Origin of the sequence: Agrobacterium sp. DSM 25558, assembly GCF_900100825.1 — a bacterium.
Classification (GTDB): Bacteria; Pseudomonadota; Alphaproteobacteria; order Rhizobiales; family Rhizobiaceae; genus Agrobacterium.
Map to the genome: position 1 here is coordinate 47,619 of NZ_FMUD01000019.1, position 15,561 is coordinate 63,179.

At 56.3% G+C, this 15,561-nt stretch carries 15 protein-coding genes; 7 read left to right on the top strand and 8 right to left on the bottom strand.

What is annotated here, in order from left to right:
• The first annotated feature begins 25 nt into the window (after positions 1-25).
• A complete protein-coding gene (locus DSM25558_RS16680) occupies positions 26-1,462 on the top strand; it encodes an NAD-dependent succinate-semialdehyde dehydrogenase (RefSeq protein WP_077105870.1) in 1,437 nt (478 codons plus the stop codon).
• 127 nt (positions 1,463-1,589) lie between these two features.
• Positions 1,590-2,687: a DNA alkylation repair protein gene (locus DSM25558_RS16685; protein ID WP_077105871.1), complete on the top strand. Its 1,098-nt coding sequence runs from the start codon at positions 1,590-1,592 to the stop codon at positions 2,685-2,687.
• On the opposite strand, the gene DSM25558_RS16690 is transcribed toward DSM25558_RS16685, so the two are convergent.
• From DSM25558_RS16690 to DSM25558_RS16710, 5 genes are all read right to left on the bottom strand, one after another.
• Positions 2,684-3,709, bottom strand: a complete 1,026-nt coding sequence (locus DSM25558_RS16690; RefSeq protein ID WP_077105819.1) for a sulfate/molybdate ABC transporter ATP-binding protein — start codon at positions 3,707-3,709, stop codon at positions 2,684-2,686. The two genes, DSM25558_RS16685 and DSM25558_RS16690, sit on opposite strands and share 4 nt — an antisense overlap.
• A complete protein-coding gene (cysW, locus tag DSM25558_RS16695) occupies positions 3,706-4,587 on the bottom strand; it encodes a sulfate ABC transporter permease subunit CysW (RefSeq protein ID WP_077105820.1) in 882 nt (293 codons plus the stop codon). The genes DSM25558_RS16690 and cysW overlap by 4 nt, the downstream gene beginning before the upstream one ends.
• Positions 4,588-4,590: 3 nt before the next feature.
• Complete coding sequence (gene cysT, locus DSM25558_RS16700; RefSeq protein ID WP_077105821.1) at positions 4,591-5,412, bottom strand: sulfate ABC transporter permease subunit CysT; 822 nt, start codon at positions 5,410-5,412, stop codon at positions 4,591-4,593.
• 73 nt (positions 5,413-5,485) lie between these two features.
• Positions 5,486-6,472 carry a thiosulfate ABC transporter substrate-binding protein CysP gene (cysP, locus tag DSM25558_RS16705; protein ID WP_077105822.1) on the bottom strand — a complete coding sequence of 329 codons (987 nt, stop codon included), beginning with the start codon at positions 6,470-6,472 and terminating at the stop codon, positions 5,486-5,488.
• Between the two features lie 147 nt (positions 6,473-6,619).
• Positions 6,620-7,690, bottom strand: coding sequence for an enoyl-CoA hydratase/isomerase family protein (locus tag DSM25558_RS16710; RefSeq protein WP_077105872.1), 1,071 nt, complete (start codon positions 7,688-7,690; stop codon positions 6,620-6,622).
• Positions 7,691-7,974: 284 nt separating this feature from the next.
• On the opposite strand from DSM25558_RS16710, the gene DSM25558_RS16715 reads away from it, so the two are divergent.
• Positions 7,975-8,211, top strand: coding sequence for a DUF2934 domain-containing protein (locus DSM25558_RS16715; protein ID WP_077105823.1), 237 nt, complete (start codon positions 7,975-7,977; stop codon positions 8,209-8,211).
• A 76-nt stretch (positions 8,212-8,287) separates the two neighbouring features.
• Here the strand turns inward: DSM25558_RS16715 and DSM25558_RS16720 are convergent, their stop codons facing one another.
• Both DSM25558_RS16720 and nspC read right to left on the bottom strand, forming a co-directional pair.
• On the bottom strand, positions 8,288-9,526 hold the full coding sequence (locus tag DSM25558_RS16720) for a saccharopine dehydrogenase family protein (RefSeq protein ID WP_077105824.1): 1,239 nt from the start codon (positions 9,524-9,526) through the stop codon (positions 8,288-8,290).
• Positions 9,527-9,576: 50 nt separating this feature from the next.
• Entirely contained in the window at positions 9,577-10,674 is a 1,098-nt protein-coding gene (nspC, locus tag DSM25558_RS16725; RefSeq protein WP_077105825.1) for a carboxynorspermidine decarboxylase, read from the bottom strand.
• Between the two features lie 224 nt (positions 10,675-10,898).
• On the opposite strand from nspC, the gene DSM25558_RS16730 reads away from it, so the two are divergent.
• The 3 genes from DSM25558_RS16730 to galE all read left to right on the top strand — a co-directional run bounded on the left by DSM25558_RS16730 (position 10,899) and on the right by galE (position 12,781).
• The gene (locus DSM25558_RS16730; RefSeq protein ID WP_077105826.1) at positions 10,899-11,240 is read left to right on the top strand and encodes an ElaB/YgaM/YqjD family protein; all 342 of its coding nucleotides are present in this window, start codon (positions 10,899-10,901) and stop codon (positions 11,238-11,240) included.
• Between the two features lie 9 nt (positions 11,241-11,249).
• Positions 11,250-11,669: a hypothetical protein gene (locus DSM25558_RS16735; RefSeq protein ID WP_077105827.1), complete on the top strand. Its 420-nt coding sequence runs from the start codon at positions 11,250-11,252 to the stop codon at positions 11,667-11,669.
• Positions 11,670-11,797: 128 nt separating this feature from the next.
• Positions 11,798-12,781, top strand: coding sequence for a UDP-glucose 4-epimerase GalE (galE, locus tag DSM25558_RS16740; RefSeq protein WP_077105828.1), 984 nt, complete (start codon positions 11,798-11,800; stop codon positions 12,779-12,781).
• A 78-nt stretch (positions 12,782-12,859) separates the two neighbouring features.
• Here galE and DSM25558_RS16745 read toward each other — a convergent pair whose 3' ends face one another.
• Positions 12,860-13,408 carry a PRC-barrel domain-containing protein gene (locus DSM25558_RS16745; RefSeq protein ID WP_077105829.1) on the bottom strand — a complete coding sequence of 183 codons (549 nt, stop codon included), beginning with the start codon at positions 13,406-13,408 and terminating at the stop codon, positions 12,860-12,862.
• Between the two features lie 249 nt (positions 13,409-13,657).
• Between DSM25558_RS16745 and DSM25558_RS16750 the strand changes: the two genes are divergently transcribed.
• Complete coding sequence (locus DSM25558_RS16750) at positions 13,658-15,361, top strand: sensor histidine kinase (protein WP_077105830.1); 1,704 nt, start codon at positions 13,658-13,660, stop codon at positions 15,359-15,361.
• Positions 15,362-15,561 lie beyond the last annotated feature (200 nt).

The following is a 15,561-nucleotide window of genomic DNA, read 5'->3' on the forward strand; positions in this document are numbered from 1 at the left end:
CGGTCAAGTCACGAAGGTATTTCACATGCACAGCTATCCCGACGTCAAACTCCTCATCAACGGCGAATGGCGCGATGCCCTTTCCGGCAAGACCATTGCCGTTTCCGATCCGGCAACCGACGAAGTTCTAGGCCAGATTGCCCACGCTGAAAAGGCCGATCTCGATCTGGCGCTGGATGCTGCCGACAAGGGCTTCAAGGTATGGCGCGAAACATCCGCCTATGAGCGTTCCAAGATTATGCGCAAGGCTGCCGACCTGTTGCGCGAGCGCAAGGACACGATTGCCTGGCTGATGACCCGCGAACAGGGTAAGCCACTGGCGCAATCTGCCATGGAAGTCATGGGCGCTGCCGACACCATCGACTGGTTTGCCGAAGAAGCCCGCCGCACCTACGGCCAGGTCATCCCTGCCCGTGCCACCGGTGTTTCGCAGCTTGCCATCAAGGTTCCCGTCGGCCCAGTTGCCGCCTTCACACCTTGGAACTTCCCGATCAACCAGATCGTGCGCAAGCTCTCCGCTGCACTGGCTGCTGGCTGCTCCATCATCGTCAAGGCACCCGAGGAAACACCGGCATCGCCTGCCGAACTTATCCGCGCCTTCGTGGATGCAGGCGTTCCCGCTGGCGTCGTCAACCTCGTTTACGGCGTGCCATCGGAAATTTCCGAATATCTTATTCCGCATCCGGTCATCCGCAAGATTTCCTTCACCGGCTCCACGCCTATCGGCAAGCACCTCGCAGCCCTTGCTGGTAAGCACATGAAGCGCGCAACGATGGAACTGGGTGGCCACGCGCCTGTCATGATCTTCGATGATGCCAATATCGAAAAGGCCGTCGAAATCATGGCCATGTCGAAGTTCCGCAATGCCGGTCAGGTCTGCGTCGCACCGACACGTTTCCTCGTGCAGGAAGGCGTTGCCAGCCAGTTCCTAGACGGCTTCGTTAAAGCCGCTGAGGCCGTCAAGGTCGGCAACGGCCTGGAAGACGGCATCACCATGGGCCCGCTCGCCAATGAGCGCCGCATCCCGGCGATGGAAGCGCTCATTCAGGATGCCGTCACACACGGCGCGGAACTGAAGACCGGCGGCAAGCGCATCGGCAACAAGGGCAACTTCTTCGAGCCGACAGTGCTGGCCAACGTTCCGACATCTGCCAAGATCATGAACGACGAACCGTTTGGCCCGGTTGCCATCGTCAACACGTTCAAGTCCTTCGATGACGCGATCTCGGAAGCCAACCGCCTGCCATTCGGCCTCGCATCCTTCGCCTTCACCGGCTCGGTCAAGACGGCGCACGAGCTTGGCCGTCAGGTGGAAGCTGGCATGCTGACCATCAACCACAACGGCCTTGCTTTGCCGGAAGTGCCATTCGGCGGCATCAAGGATTCGGGCTACGGCACGGAAGGTGGCTCGGAAGCCGTCGGTGCGTATCTGGAAACACGCTTCGTCAGCCAGATGAACTGATATCCAGTTGAATTGAGCTGAAGTTTTAAAGCCCGGTGTTTTGCGACGCCGGGCTTTTCATTTGCAAAAATCAGCGGCTTTCGGTAAACGAACAAATAGTGAACGATGAAGCAAATGGATGGCAGAGATTAGCGACACCACAGCACCTGCATTGAAGGAAATCTTCAACCGCGCCCGCCTGCAATCCATCGCTGCTGAGACAAAAGCCGTTTATCCACCCTTTGATGAACAGGCATTTCTGGCACTGGCCGAGACCAACCTCGATACACTCGGCATCATGCAGCGCATGCGTCAGGTGGCGACCAGCCTTCATGCCACGCTGCCCGGTGACTATGCCCGCAATCTCGAAATCCTGATGGCGCTGGCACCGCGCATCAACCACGGCTTTGTTTCGATTTCCCTATCGGAATATGCCGCGCTCTACGGCTTGGAACATTTCGATGCCTCAATGGATGCGCTCAAATTTTTCACCCGCTTCGGCTCGTCGGAATTCGCGATCCGTCATTTTATCCTCGCGGATATGCCGCGCGCATTGGCGACGATGGAGGAGTGGTCGCGAGATGACAACGAGCATGTACGCCGATTGGCCAGCGAAGGTTGCCGCCCGCGCCTGCCTTGGTCGTTCCAGATCAAGGCGCTGATCGATGACCCCTCGCCCGTCGCGACCATTCTTGAAAACCTGAAAAGCGATGACGCACTCTATGTGCGCAAATCTGTGGCCAACCATCTGAACGATATCACCAAGGACAATCCGCAATGGGTTCTCGACCGTATCTCCACCTGGCCGAAAGGAAACAAACACACGGCATGGATCATCCGGCAGGCACTGCGAACGCTGGTGAAGAAAGGCGATGCCTCGGCGCTGGCGCATCTCGGCTCAAATGGAAAAGCGGATATTGCGATAGAGGCGTTTAATGTGTCACCGAACGCTTTGCCGCTGGGTGGCAATGTGCGGATTTCGGCATCGCTTCGCTCGACATCCGAGAAGCCCCAAAAGCTGGTGATCGATTACGCCGTTCACTACGTGAAGAAGGGCGGCGGCAGTTCGCCTAAGATTTTTAAATGGAAAGAGCTGAGCCTTCAACCGGGTGAAGGCTGCACACTCTCTATCAGCCGCGCCATCCGCGATTTCACCACCCGCAAGCATTATCCCGGCCTGCATCTGATACAGCTGATGGTGAACGGCGAAGCGCTGGCGGAAACGGCATTCGAACTCAGCGTTTAACCCGCCGGGAAAATCTTTGCTCTGCGAATGACGATATGGCCGTGGTCGCCTGCCTCGACGGCTGTTTCCGGCGGGACGTCAAATTCCAGGAGATCGCCTTCCGTTGTTGAGGCAATGACACGGCGGTCGCCTGCGCGGTCCAGCACGCGGGTGACCTGCGCCGGAATGCCATCATGAAGGTCTTCCCATTCCAGATCATTGGGGCGGGCGTAGATATCGACCGGGCCATCGGCTTGACCATAGGCGAAGGGTACTTCGGCTGAACCAACGTAGACCTTGCCTGCGCGGGCCGTCCCGGAAATGCGATTGGCATCACCCAGGAAACGCATGACAAACGAAGAATTCGGCTGGCGGCAGACCTCTTTCGGGGTACCTTGTTGGACGATTTCACCCTGATTGAGAATGACGACACGATCTGCCAGATCGAGTGCTTCTTCCTGATCATGGGTCACGAAAATGGTGGTAATACCAAGTTCGTTATGGATTTCGCGCAGCCAGCGGCGCAGATCTCGGCGCACATTGGCATCCAGCGCGCCGAAGGGCTCATCCAGCAGCAGCACCTTCGGATCGACGGATAGAGCTCGGGCCAGTGCAACGCGCTGGCGTTGACCACCGGATATCTGCGCCGGGAACCGTTCGCCGAGACCATCCAGCTTCACCAGCCGCAGCAGGTCATCCACCCGCGCATCGATGGCGGCCTTGTCGCGTTTGACCTTGGAAACCTTCATGCCGAAGGCGATGTTTTCGTGCAGCGTCATATGCGGGAAGAGCGCATAATGCTGAAACACGAAGCCGACGCCGCGGTCGCGCACCGGAATATTGGTGGCGTCCTCGTCGCCGAAATAAATCTGGCCACCATCGGTATATTCCAGCCCGGCGACCATGCGCAGGATCGTGGTTTTGCCGGAACCGGAAGGGCCGAGCAGCGCCAGCAGTTCTCCGCTTTCGATATCCAGCGACACATCGCGCACCGCACGAAAATTATCGAAGGTCTTCACCACATTTTCGAGGCGGATTTTCATGCGCTTGTCTCCGGCATAGCGGCGGTTTTCTTGGCGCCACGCCCTGCCCCGCGCTTTTCGAGCGCGACCTTGGCAATGATGGTGACGACGGCGAGAGCCGCGAGAATGGATGCCGAGGCGAAAGCGCCAGCGGCCTGATAATCGTGATAGAGAAGTTCGATATGCAAAGGCAGGGTGTTGGTCTGGCCGCGAATATTGCCTGATACGATCGAGACCGCGCCGAACTCACCCATGACGCGCGCATTGCACAGCACAACACCGTAGAGCAGCGCCCATTTGATATTGGGCAGGGTCACGGACCAGAAGGTGCGCCAGCCGGATGCGCCAAGCGACGTCGCCGCCTCTTCCAGATCACGCCCCTGCGCCTGCATCAGCGGGATTAATTCGCGCGCCACGAAGGGTGCGGTGACGAACATGGAGGCGATGACGATGCCCGGCAGGGCAAACAGCACCTTGATGTCATAAGCCGCGAAAAACGGGCCGAGCAGACCTTGCAGGCCGTAAACGAAGAGATAGGCCACGCCCGCCACAATGGGTGAGATGGAGAAGGGTATTTCGATGAGGACCAGCAGAAAGCGACGGCCCCGGAAATCGAACTTGGTAATCGCCCACGCGGCGGCAATGCCGAAGGCGGTGTTGACGGGCACCGCGATCAGCGCCGTGATCACCGTCAGCATGATGGCGTGGCGCGTATCGGGGTGATTGATGGTCGCCGTATAGGTCTTCCACCCCTGGGAGAAGGCTTCGACGCCGATGATGAGCAGAGGTGCGACGACGAGCAAGGCACCGATCACCAGAACGAACGCAATCAGCGAGCGACGCACCCAGGGGGCATCACCCACACGGGGTGGCTTACGAGCGGAGGAATGAGCGCTCATCGGTTAGCTCCTCACCGTGTAACGCAAGGCGCGCGTCTGAAGGTAATTGGTGACGGCGAGCATGACGAAGGCCGTGATCAGCAGCACCGAGGCAATGGCGGCGGCGGCCTGATAATCATATTCCTCCAGCCGTATGAAGACGAGAAGTGAGGTGATTTCGGTCGAAAACGGCTGGTTGCCAGCGATAAAGATGATCGCGCCGAACTCGCCAAGGCTGCGGGCGAAAGAGAGCGACAGGCCCGCCAGAATGGCAGGCGTCAGCAAGGGCAGAATGACCTTTCGGAAAATCTCGAAATCCGAACCACCCAGAGACTGCGCCGCTTCTTCCAAGGCTGGGTCCAAATCCTCCAGCACCGGCTGTACCGTGCGAACGATGAAAGGCAGGCTGGTAAATGCCATGGCAATGATGATGCCGAGCGGGGTATAGGCAACCTTGATGCCGGCATGGGCAAGGATCGATCCGAACCAACCATTTCCCGCAAACAGCGCTGTCAGCGCAATACCGGCAACAGCCGTGGGCAGCGCGAAGGGAAGATCGACAATGGCATCGACCAGACGCCAACCGGGAAAGCGGTAACGGGTAAGCACCCACGCCAATGCCAGCCCGAAGACGACGTTGAACAGCGTGGCGGCAAGCGCGCACAGCACGGTAACGCGGTAGCTTGCCACCGCACGCGGCGAGGAAATGATCGCCCAATATTCGGCAGGACCGAGGCTTGCCGCCTTGAAGACAAGCGCGGCCAGCGGCAGGACGACGATGATGCCGACATAAAGCAGGGTAACGCCAAGCGACAAGCGCAGCCCCGGCAAAACATTGCGTCTCACACCCGTCCCCTATCATGAAAGATCGACCCGGCGGGAGGCCCACCGGGTCGATGTTATCTCAACCAATCAGCGATTAGCGGTTGCCGTAAAGCGTATCAAGCACGGCACCGGATGCGAAGTGTTCTTTCTGGACTTTATCCCAGCCGCCGAACACGTCGTTGACGTTGACGAGACGGATTTGCGGGAACTGGTCCTTGAACTCGGCTCCGACTTTTTCATTGTGGACGCGGTGACCGAACTGGGCAGCAATGCGCTGGCCTTCCTCGGTGTAGAGGAAATCGAGATAGGTCTTCGCCAGTTCGCGCGAACCGCGCTTATCGACAACCTTATCGACAACGGCGACCGGGAATTCCGACAGAAGGCTGACCGAGGGAACGACGCTTTCGACCTTGCCCTTGCCATATTGCTTGGCGATGCCGCGTGTTTCGGCTTCGAAGGTGATCAGCACGTCGCCGACTTCACGCTCGACAAAGGTCGTGGTCGCCGCACGGCCTCCGGTGTCGAAGACAGGCGTGTTGGCGAATATCTTCTTGATGAAGTCCTGAACCTTGGCGTCATCGCCGTTGAACTTTTCCTTCGCGTAAGCGGTCGCTGCCAGATAGGTATAGCGGGCGTTGCCGGATGTTTTCGGGTTCGGGAAAACCAGTTTCACATCGTCCCTGACAAGATCATCCCAGTCCTTGATGTTCTTGGGGTTTCCAGCGCGAACCAGGAAGGACGGGAAGGAATAAAAGGGCGACGCATCATTGGCAAAATTTTTCTGCCAGTCTGCCGAGACAAAACCCTGCTTCACCAGAAAATCGATATCCGTCACCTGGTTGAAGGTGACGACGTCGGCCTCGAGACCTTCAACGATGGCGCGCGCCTGCTTGGAGGTTCCGGCATGTGACTGGTCGATGGTAACGCCCGGATGCAGCTTGATGAAGGCTTCGTTTTCGGCGGCAAACACTTCACGCGCGACGTCATAGGACGCGTTGAGAAGCGTTTTCGGCTCCTGCGCAAAAGCAGACGTCGACAGAAGCGCCGCAATGGCAGCACCGATAAGCATGATACGTTTCATGGAATTCCCCACAGCACAAAATTGTACCGGCAAGATACGGAAACCTGCCGGCAGTCGCGAGGAACGGGACTCTCCATCTCAAGTCGAACTTAGAATGTTTTACTCCCTGGGTCAGTAAAATTCGGACGCATGTTCGCGAGCGAGACGTTAGAGGCGATGATCGCGAAACAGCGGCGGTTTGACGGAAACGAAATACCGATCCAAATCCTCCTCCGTCACGTCGCCAAGCGTGTCCGGATGCCATTTGGGATTGCGATCCTTATCGACGAGTGCGGCGCGTACGCCCTCATAGAAATCATGATTGCGCAGCACTTCGCAGCCCGCGGCAAACTCCCGTTCCAGACATTCGATCAGTCCGGAACTTTGCCGCCCTGCGCGCAAAAGCCGCAAGGTCAATTTCAGGCTGGTCGGAGATCTCGATTGCAAAACCGAAAGCGTTTCCATGGCGAAATCACCCTTAATGGCCGCAAGTGCAGCAATGATCTCCTCAACCGTGTCGAAGCGGAATGCGGTATCGATCGAGCCGCTGTTGGCGGCGAGAACAGCAGGGGTTTCCGGCCTCACCGAAAACGTCTCGATGACGGCTCCGACATCGGCAGCGAACGCGGTTTGCGCCAAGGCATGCACCAGTTCCGTTAGGCGGTGCGAGAGAATGTGATAATCTGCAAGACCCGCATATATCGCGTCAGCCGCACCAACTTCACGGCCCGTCAGGCCCAACCATGTTCCGGTTTCACCCGGGGCTTTGGGAAGCAGCCATGTTGCGCCCACATCCGGAAAATAGCCGATGGCGGTTTCCGGCATGGCGAGCCGGGTTCGCTCAGTCACGATGCGATATCGGCCATGGGCGGAAATGCCGACGCCGCCGCCCATGACGATGCCATCCATCAAGGCGATATACGGTTTCGGATAATGGGAAATCCGTTCATTCAACGGAAATTCCTCACGCCAGAAACGCGTGCGGCTAATGTCGTCGCTGGATCGCGCTTGATAGATCAGGCGCACATCGCCACCGGCGCAAAGGCCGCGTTCTCCCTCTCCGAACAGGACCACACTTGTCACATCAGGGTCGTGGACAAAGAGGTCCAGCCCGGCTTTCATGCCGGAGACCATGGCTTCGTTGAGGCTGTTGATGGCTTTGGGTCTGTTGAGGCGGATTAGGCCGACGCTGCCATTTTTCTCGATAAGAATGTCATCCGTTACGGAACCGTTCTGCATCATGCCTCCTCAGTCACAGTGCATTCTTGCGCAGTGTGAAGGTCTCGGCAACATCACGCAACATTTATCGCTGCGGCGTGAAACATGGCCTTTTCCCGAGCGTTGATATCACTCGAAAAAGGAACAACCATAGCGTTTTGCGGTGCAGCAATTTCACTTGACGCCTCCGCGAATCGTGGCATGTAATGAGTTGGTAAAATACCGGCACCAATTCCTGTCCAGCGTTCCAGCCGGACCACACAGACGGCCCTTTTCGGGCGATGACGTCGTAACAGGAGATCAATATGCAGGTTTCATCGCAAGAATGGATTAGCAAACGTGCCTACACCCTGTGGGAAAGCGAAGGGCATCCGCATGGACGGGACGCCGACCACTGGGAACAGGCAAAACACGAATATGCGCTGCTCGAAAATACCCGGGCCACAAAGCCCGCGACCCGCAAGAAATCAGACGTGAAAGACATCGCTGCCCAGGAAGCAGCGAAACCCAAGGTGTCTGCACGCAAGAACGGTAAAAAATAAACCGACCACCCCAAGCAAGGTCAGGTCAATAAAAAGCCCCGGCATGCGGGGCTTTTCGCTGTCATCTGTGTGCGGATCAGAATGTCAAAGCGCGGTCGCCGTTCTCATCCTTGATGCGGCTTGGCAGGCCGATCTTGTTGAGAATGTTGAGGAATGGCTGCGGCGGAAGTTCTTCCACATTCGCCATCTGCTTCACATCCCATTCGCCAGTGGCAATCAGCATGGCCGCAGCAACTGGCGGGACGCCAGCCGTGTAGGAAATGCCCTGAGAGCCGACCTCATTGTAAGCGTCCTTATGATCGGCCACATTGTAGATGAAGACTTCACGCTCTTTGCCATCCTTGATGCCCTTCACGACATCGCCGATGCAGGTCTTGCCGACATAATCGGGTGCCAGCGAGGATGGATCGGGCAGCACGGCCTTGACCAGTTTCAGCGGTACGACTTCCAGACCTTCGGCGGTCTTGACCGGTTTTTCGGAGAGCAGACCCAGGTTTTTCAGCACGGTGAAAACGTTGATGTAGTGGTCACCAAAGCCCATCCAGAAACGCACATCTGCACCATCCATGTTCTTGGACAGCGAATGCACCTCGTCATGGCCGGTCATATAGGCCTTCTGCTTGCCGACGACAGGCAGATCGAATTCCTGGCCGACTTCGAACATCTCGTTCGTCTGCCACTGGTTGTTCTGCCAGGAATAGACGACGCCGGTGAATTCGCGGAAGTTGATCTCGGGGTCGAAATTGGTCGAGAACCAGCGACCATGGCTGCCGGCATTGATATCGACGATATCGACCGAGGTGACCTTGTCGAAATACTCATCCTTGGCCAGACGCGCATAGGCGTTGACCACACCCGGATCGAAGCCGACGCCGAGAATGGCGGTGACGCCCTTTTCCTTGCATTCGGCCGCGCGCTGCCACTCGTAGTTTCCATACCAAGGCGGATTTTCGCAAATCTTGGTCGGATCCTCGTGAATGGCGGTATCCATATAGGCAACACCCGCATCCATGCAGGCGCGAAGAACGGACATGTTGACGAAAGCCGAACCGACATTGATGACGATCTGAACGCCGGTCTTTGCGATCAAGGCTTTCGTTGCTTCGATATCCATCGCGTCAAGCGCATGGGCCTCAAGTTTTACGTCTGTCTTGAGGCTCTTCTTTTCGCGTACGGACTCGACAATCTTGCGGCACTTATCAACTGTGCGTGACGCAATATGAATGTCTCCCAATACATCGCTGTTCTGGGCGCACTTATGCGCCACGACCTGTGCCACGCCACCGGCGCCGATGATGAGAACGTTCTTCTTCATTTCAGGTGATGCCCCCTTTATCCCCGCAGGGATGAGTGTGTTTGAGTGCTTTAAGAAAGGCTTTGCTCGAAATCGGCAAAGCCAAATTCACGGACGGCACGGATTGAACCGTCCAGTTCCCTGATGGCAATGGTCGGCATTTTGACGCCATTGAACCAGTTTTTCTTGACCATGGTGTAACCGGCCGTGTCCTGGAAGGAGACGCGGTCACCCACCTTCAATTCGTTTTCGAAACGAAACTCGCCAAACACGTCGCCGGCAAGGCAAGACTTGCCGCAGACCATGTAGGAATGGTCGCCCTCATTGGGCGATACCTTGGCGGTTTCGCGGTAAATCAGCAAATCCAGCAGGTGCGCCTCGATAGAGCTGTCGACAATGGCAAGGTTCTTGCCGTTGAACAGCGTGTCGAGAACCGTCGTTTCCAACGTCGTGCTCTTGGTAATCGAGGCTTCACCGGGTTCCAGATAGACCTGAACGCCGTATTTTTCCGAAAATTCCTTGAGACGATCACAGAACTGGTCGAGCGGATAATTTTCGCCTGTAAAGTGAATGCCACCACCGAGGCTGACCCAGTCCACACGCGCCAGAAGCGTGCCGAACTTGTTCTCGATCTGTGACAACATGCTGTCGAACAGATCGAAATCGCCATTTTCACAGTTGTTGTGGATCATGAAGCCGGAAATGCGGTCCATGACCTTTTCAACCTTTGCAACATCCCACTCGCCCAGACGGCTGAACGGACGCGCCGGGTCGGCGATATCGAAGGTGGAGGAGGAAACCTGCGGGTTGAGGCGCAGACCACGTGTGATGCCAGACGCCTTGTCGGCAAAACGCTCCAGCTGACCGATGGAATTGAAGATGATCTTGTCGGCGTTCGATATGACCTCGTCGATCTCGTAATCGGCATAGGCGACGCTATAGGCATGCGTTTCGCCGCCGAATTTCTCGCGACCCAAGCGCACTTCGTAGAGCGAAGACGATGTCGTGCCATCCATATATTGCGACATGAAATCGAACACAGACCATGTTGCAAAACACTTCAGCGCCAAAAGAGCCTTGGCACCGGATTTTTCGCGCACATAGGCAATCTTCTCCATATTGCGGAGAAGCTTCGTCTTGTCGATCAGGTAATATGGCGTTTGCAGCATTTGTTGGTCACATCTTATCGTGGATGGGAGAAGGTCGCGTCTTGAGACGGGCCTTATATGATGCTTGTGACAGGAAAACAAACCCGCAGCACAGATTCTGCAATGAGGCTGTTTTTTATGTCTGGCTGCTCAAAACGCGGAACCAAACCCCGTGCAGCGCGTTTTGAACTTACGCGTGAGCCGTAGACACGGCGTTTGGACATCATTTCAGCAAAGGAAACATCATGGCGACGGTTCGTAACGTGGAAGACAAAGTGCGCGAAACTCTTGAAAGCGGCGATGCGGCAGAAGTATCTGCGCAGCTTGCGCAATTGCGTGAAGACCTGGCAAATCTTGCTGGTAGCGTAAAGGCACTGGGAGCTGGCGTTTCGCATGAGGTGAAGGCCCGTGCTTCACGAGTTGCAGATGACGCTTACGCCGCTGGCGAAGAGACCGTCGAAACCGTGCGCAATGAAATTCAGTCCATCAACGACAACCTCACCTATCAGGTACAGAAGAACCCGCTTCAGTCTTTGGGCATCGCTGTAGCCGCAGGTTTCCTTCTCGCTCTCGTCACCCGTAAATAAGGCAGCAACATGCTTCAAACGCTGCTGCTTTATCTTGGTGACACCCAGCGCGAAGGCCAGTTGGTGACCCGCCGTATCAAGTCCACTCTATTATTGTGGACGCTGGCTGGCATCTTCTTTGCCATCGCTTTCATCGCAGCCATCATTGGGGGCTCGATCTATCTGGCAAAAGAACTGGGTGCCGGCCCCGCGGCTCTGGTGATTGCAGGGATCGCGTTTCTGCTCGGCGTTATCATGCTCGTTAGCCTTGCGATTGCTCGCAGACCAAGACGGTATGCAGTGAGACCTGTGTTGCCGTTGTCTGCTGCACCGATTGCCGCGCAGACCATGGCTTCGAGTGTTCTTCAAACGCGGCCATACGTGACATTGCTGTCGGCGATTGCGCTGGGGTATGTCGCCACGCGAACGACGATCCTGAAAAAGAAGTAACCCGATACCGAAAGCCGCCTCAACCAGAAGGCGGCTTTCTTTTTCATCCGCAACAAATTCCCGCTGCCCTTCTGCCGACAAAATGTTAGGCAGTTTGCCAACACGTCTTTTAACGGAGAGAATGTTGGATGCGGAAGAAAGTCCTTGTTGTCGGCGGTGCCGGATATATCGGTTCCCATACCTGCCTGTTATTGGCCGAACGCGGATATGAACCCGTCGTTTTCGACAATCTTTCCAATGGCCACGAAGAATTTGTGCGTTGGGGGCCCTTCGAGCAGGGTGACATTCGCGACCGTCAGCGGCTGGACGAAGTTTTTGCGAAACATCAGCCGGAAGCCGTCCTGCATTTTGCAGCGCTGATCGAAGTCGGCGAATCGGTCAAAAATCCCGTCGCTTTTTACGATAACAATGTCACCGGCGCGCTGACACTCTTGTCTGCGACCATGGATGCTGGCGTCAAAGCCTTTGTTTTCTCCTCCACTTGCGCAACCTACGGCCTGCCGGAACGCGTGCCTCTGGACGAAACCCACCCCCAGGCTCCCATCAATCCCTATGGCCGCACCAAATGGGTGGTGGAGCAGGCGTTGAAGGATTACAGCACCTATAAGGGTCTGAAATCCGTAATGCTGCGTTACTTCAACGCGGCCGGCGCTGACTTCGAAGGGCGCATCGGTGAGTGGCACAAGCCTGAAACCCACGCCATTCCGCTTGCGATCGAAGCGGCTCTCGGACGTCGCGAAGGCTTCAAGGTGTTCGGTACGGATTACGACACGCGAGACGGCACCTGTGTGCGTGACTACATCCACATTCTGGATCTCGCCGACGCCCATGTTCGCGCCGTCGACTATCTACTGAAGGGTGGCGAAACGGTCGAACTCAATCTTGGTACCGGCACGGGAACGACCGTCAAGGAATTGCTCGACACGATTTCCGAAGTCTCTGGCCGCCCTTTCCCTGTGGAATATGCGGACCGCCGTGAAGGCGATTCCACCACTCTCGTTGCCAACAACGACAAGGCGCGGGAAGTGCTGGGTTGGGAGCCGCAATATACGCTGACGGACATCATCCGCTCAGCCTGGCGCTGGCACTCTTCACGCAATGCCAGCATCTAGACAAAAAAACACCGGTCCAAATGGACCGGTGTTTCCGCTATGAGACCACTCTCATAGCTCCTCTCCCAGGTAACCGTATTATGGCTTGGGCGCAGTGGTCGTTGCGCCACCGGTCGTGGAATTTGTTGCTGGTGCGGCAGAACCCTCAGCAGCCTTCTTATCCTTCATCGTCACGAATTCAGGAGCGGCCTTGAGAGACTCGGCTGTCTCAGTTGTCGTCAGACGCACGGTGCCATTTGCCGCATCGCGTGTAACAGTCAGCTTATCCATGGGAACGGCCACGTCCTTGGCACCGATGCCGAGGAACCCGCCAACGCCCACAACGGCTGCGACGATGCCGCCATTTTCCTCGAGAATGAGGTTGGTCACGCTGCCGATGCTTTCATCGGTCGAGGTGTAAACGGCATTGCCGATATAATCATTGGCGCTGATCTGCGTTGCAGCCTGCTCTGTCAGATATGCACCACCCGTGGATGCAGAGGGAGCTGGCGATGCTGTCGTTGCCGGGGCAGTCGCACTTGGAGCCGCGGGTGCAGGTTGCGCTGTGGCCTGTGCCATAGCAATTGGTGCGAATGTTGTGGAACCCAAGAGAGCGGCTGTGGCGATCATGGTGAGTGTCTTTTTCATTTCGTACCTTCCTTGTGATATCAATTTTAACTGGCTCCCGACGGTAAATCCGTTTCTGTGTGAGCCTGTTGATTTGCAAACGGCGCAGGAAGGAAATTGGTTCCGATGTTTTTTTAGGCACCCGACGGCGCAAATGCCTATCAGAAGTGGCGGATAAACGGGCACATTATGGGATTGCGAAGGACCGATGCTTAAGCCATTCTGTGGTATGCCAATATGATTTGAGCACCGGTAAAAACCCGCGAGACAATGCAGAACAATATCATATCGAGACTACGACAGCGCCTTGCCGGTTTTTTTCCAACCGCGCCTATTAGTGTCTATCTCGTTGTTATGACAACGGTTATTACGCTGCCGTTGATTATATTCGTCGGCTATTTGATGCTGAAGCTGGAAGCAGACGAACGGGGAGACCTTCAAGGGGAGGCCATGGAAGATGCGCGTGCGGTCAGCCGCAACATCGACCGCCGTCTACAGGAAATGGCAACCTCCCTCAACCTGCTCTCACAGTTTCCAGAGCTGGAGGATGGAGACCTCGCAGCGTTTCACAAGCGTGTGAGTGATAGCCTCCAAAAGCAGGGTCTATACGTCATCATCGCTACCGCCGACGGCAAACAGCGATTGAACAGCCGCGTGCCGCTCGACCAGCCCCTTGGGAAGGTGCCGCCCGAAATCAAGCTTTCAGACGTCATTGGCGGACGCAGGACCGTTGTTTCCAACATCTTTTATGGCAACACCAGCAAGGAATGGGTCTTTAACGTCATGCGCCCATTGCCATCAGCACTCTCGGCTGCGGGTGACGCGCTGATCATGACGCAGAATGCTCGCGATTTGATGGGGCTGATCTCGACGGAAAGCCTCCCGCCGGGCTGGACGATAGCGATATTGGATGGAGACAATCGCGTCGTGGCATCCAGCACGCCGCAAACAATCGCAGCCGGAGCCACATTCTCCCAAACGCTGGCAAGCGATCAAATCCGAGCGTTCAGCGGCAGCTTTGAAGATGACGACGGTACTATATATGCCTACTCGCAGCTGCCCGGGTGGTCGTGGAAAGCCATCATCTGGGGACCAGCCGACAACAGCCAGTCTGCATTGGCAAGCACCTGGCGCAAGATGATAACCGGCAGCTTTGCCCTGGTTCTCATCGCTATTGCCGGCGCTTATCTGGTCGGCAGACAGATGCGCGGCTCGATACGCGAACTGGTTGAGATGGCCAAACGGATTGGTGAGGGCGAAATCGTGTCGCCAATCGACACGAAGATAAAGGAAGCCAACCAGGTCGCCATCGCGCTTTCCAACGCGTCCTTCGATCGCAGCCAGGCGGAAGACCGCACCCACCTCATCCTACACGAACTTGTCCACCGCTCCAAGAACATGCTGACGCTGGTTCAGGCGATGATGCGCCAGTTGGCGCGCGAAAACACCAGCGTTGCTGATTTTCAAAAGGAGGTGGAACACCGCCTCCGTGGCTTGGGGATGTCGATCAGCGCACTGTCAGAGGTTCAATGGCAGGGCCTGCCGATACGCAAATTGCTGGAAACGCATTTGAAGGTTTTCGGAAGCGCCATGGATCAGGTCAAGCTCGCCGGACAGGACTTCATGCTGTCGCCGGAAGCTGCACAAAATCTGGGTCTCATCATTCACGAGCTGGCGACCAACTCGATCAAATACGGCGCGCTATCAGCGGCCACGGGCACTGTTGAACTCTTCTGGGATCGTGAGATCGACGGTGATCGTGACCAGCTGACCATCGGCTGGAAAGATGTCGGCGGGCCGCCCGCCGTTCCTCCGACCAGAAGCGGTTTCGGCACCACCATTACGAAACGTCATGCAGAAAGTGCATTTTCCGCAACCATTTCAACGGATTATACGGTCCATGGATTCCGTTGGACCCTGACAGGACCGACGCATCATTTTCTTGCTCGAAAAAAATCGGCTCACCCGAATTAAAATTGAAACCACTTGGAACCAAGTTTCGAGACTTGCGTTTTTAAAACAAGCCAAGCCACTCCCCGTCCCCGCCTGAGGCTTGGCGCACGCAGGTTTTGCCCCTGAAAACCTGCCATAGATAGCACGGCTCTACGGAGCCGTGCTTTTTTGTTGGGTTTATCACGTTCTCTCATCTCAACTATGCATAAGCAGAGAAAGCC

What these genes read in the sequence shown, in the direction of transcription:
- DSM25558_RS16680 (WP_077105870.1), top strand. Translation starts at nt 26, where the DNA reads ATGCACAGCTATCCCGACGTCAAACTCCTCATCAACGGCGAATGGCGC.
- DSM25558_RS16690 (WP_077105819.1), bottom strand. Translation starts at nt 3,709, where the DNA reads ATGAAAATCCGCCTCGAAAATGTGGTGAAGACCTTCGATAATTTTCGT.
- cysW (WP_077105820.1), bottom strand. Translation starts at nt 4,587, where the DNA reads ATGAGCGCTCATTCCTCCGCTCGTAAGCCACCCCGTGTGGGTGATGCC.
- cysP (WP_077105822.1), bottom strand. Translation starts at nt 6,472, where the DNA reads ATGAAACGTATCATGCTTATCGGTGCTGCCATTGCGGCGCTTCTGTCG.
- DSM25558_RS16710 (WP_077105872.1), bottom strand. Translation starts at nt 7,690, where the DNA reads ATGCAGAACGGTTCCGTAACGGATGACATTCTTATCGAGAAAAATGGC.
- DSM25558_RS16715 (WP_077105823.1), top strand. Translation starts at nt 7,975, where the DNA reads ATGCAGGTTTCATCGCAAGAATGGATTAGCAAACGTGCCTACACCCTG.
- DSM25558_RS16720 (WP_077105824.1), bottom strand. Translation starts at nt 9,526, where the DNA reads ATGAAGAAGAACGTTCTCATCATCGGCGCCGGTGGCGTGGCACAGGTC.
- nspC (WP_077105825.1), bottom strand. Translation starts at nt 10,674, where the DNA reads ATGCTGCAAACGCCATATTACCTGATCGACAAGACGAAGCTTCTCCGC.
- DSM25558_RS16730 (WP_077105826.1), top strand. Translation starts at nt 10,899, where the DNA reads ATGGCGACGGTTCGTAACGTGGAAGACAAAGTGCGCGAAACTCTTGAA.
- DSM25558_RS16735 (WP_077105827.1), top strand. Translation starts at nt 11,250, where the DNA reads ATGCTTCAAACGCTGCTGCTTTATCTTGGTGACACCCAGCGCGAAGGC.
- galE (WP_077105828.1), top strand. Translation starts at nt 11,798, where the DNA reads ATGCGGAAGAAAGTCCTTGTTGTCGGCGGTGCCGGATATATCGGTTCC.
- DSM25558_RS16745 (WP_077105829.1), bottom strand. Translation starts at nt 13,408, where the DNA reads ATGAAAAAGACACTCACCATGATCGCCACAGCCGCTCTCTTGGGTTCC.
- DSM25558_RS16750 (WP_077105830.1), top strand. Translation starts at nt 13,658, where the DNA reads ATGCAGAACAATATCATATCGAGACTACGACAGCGCCTTGCCGGTTTT.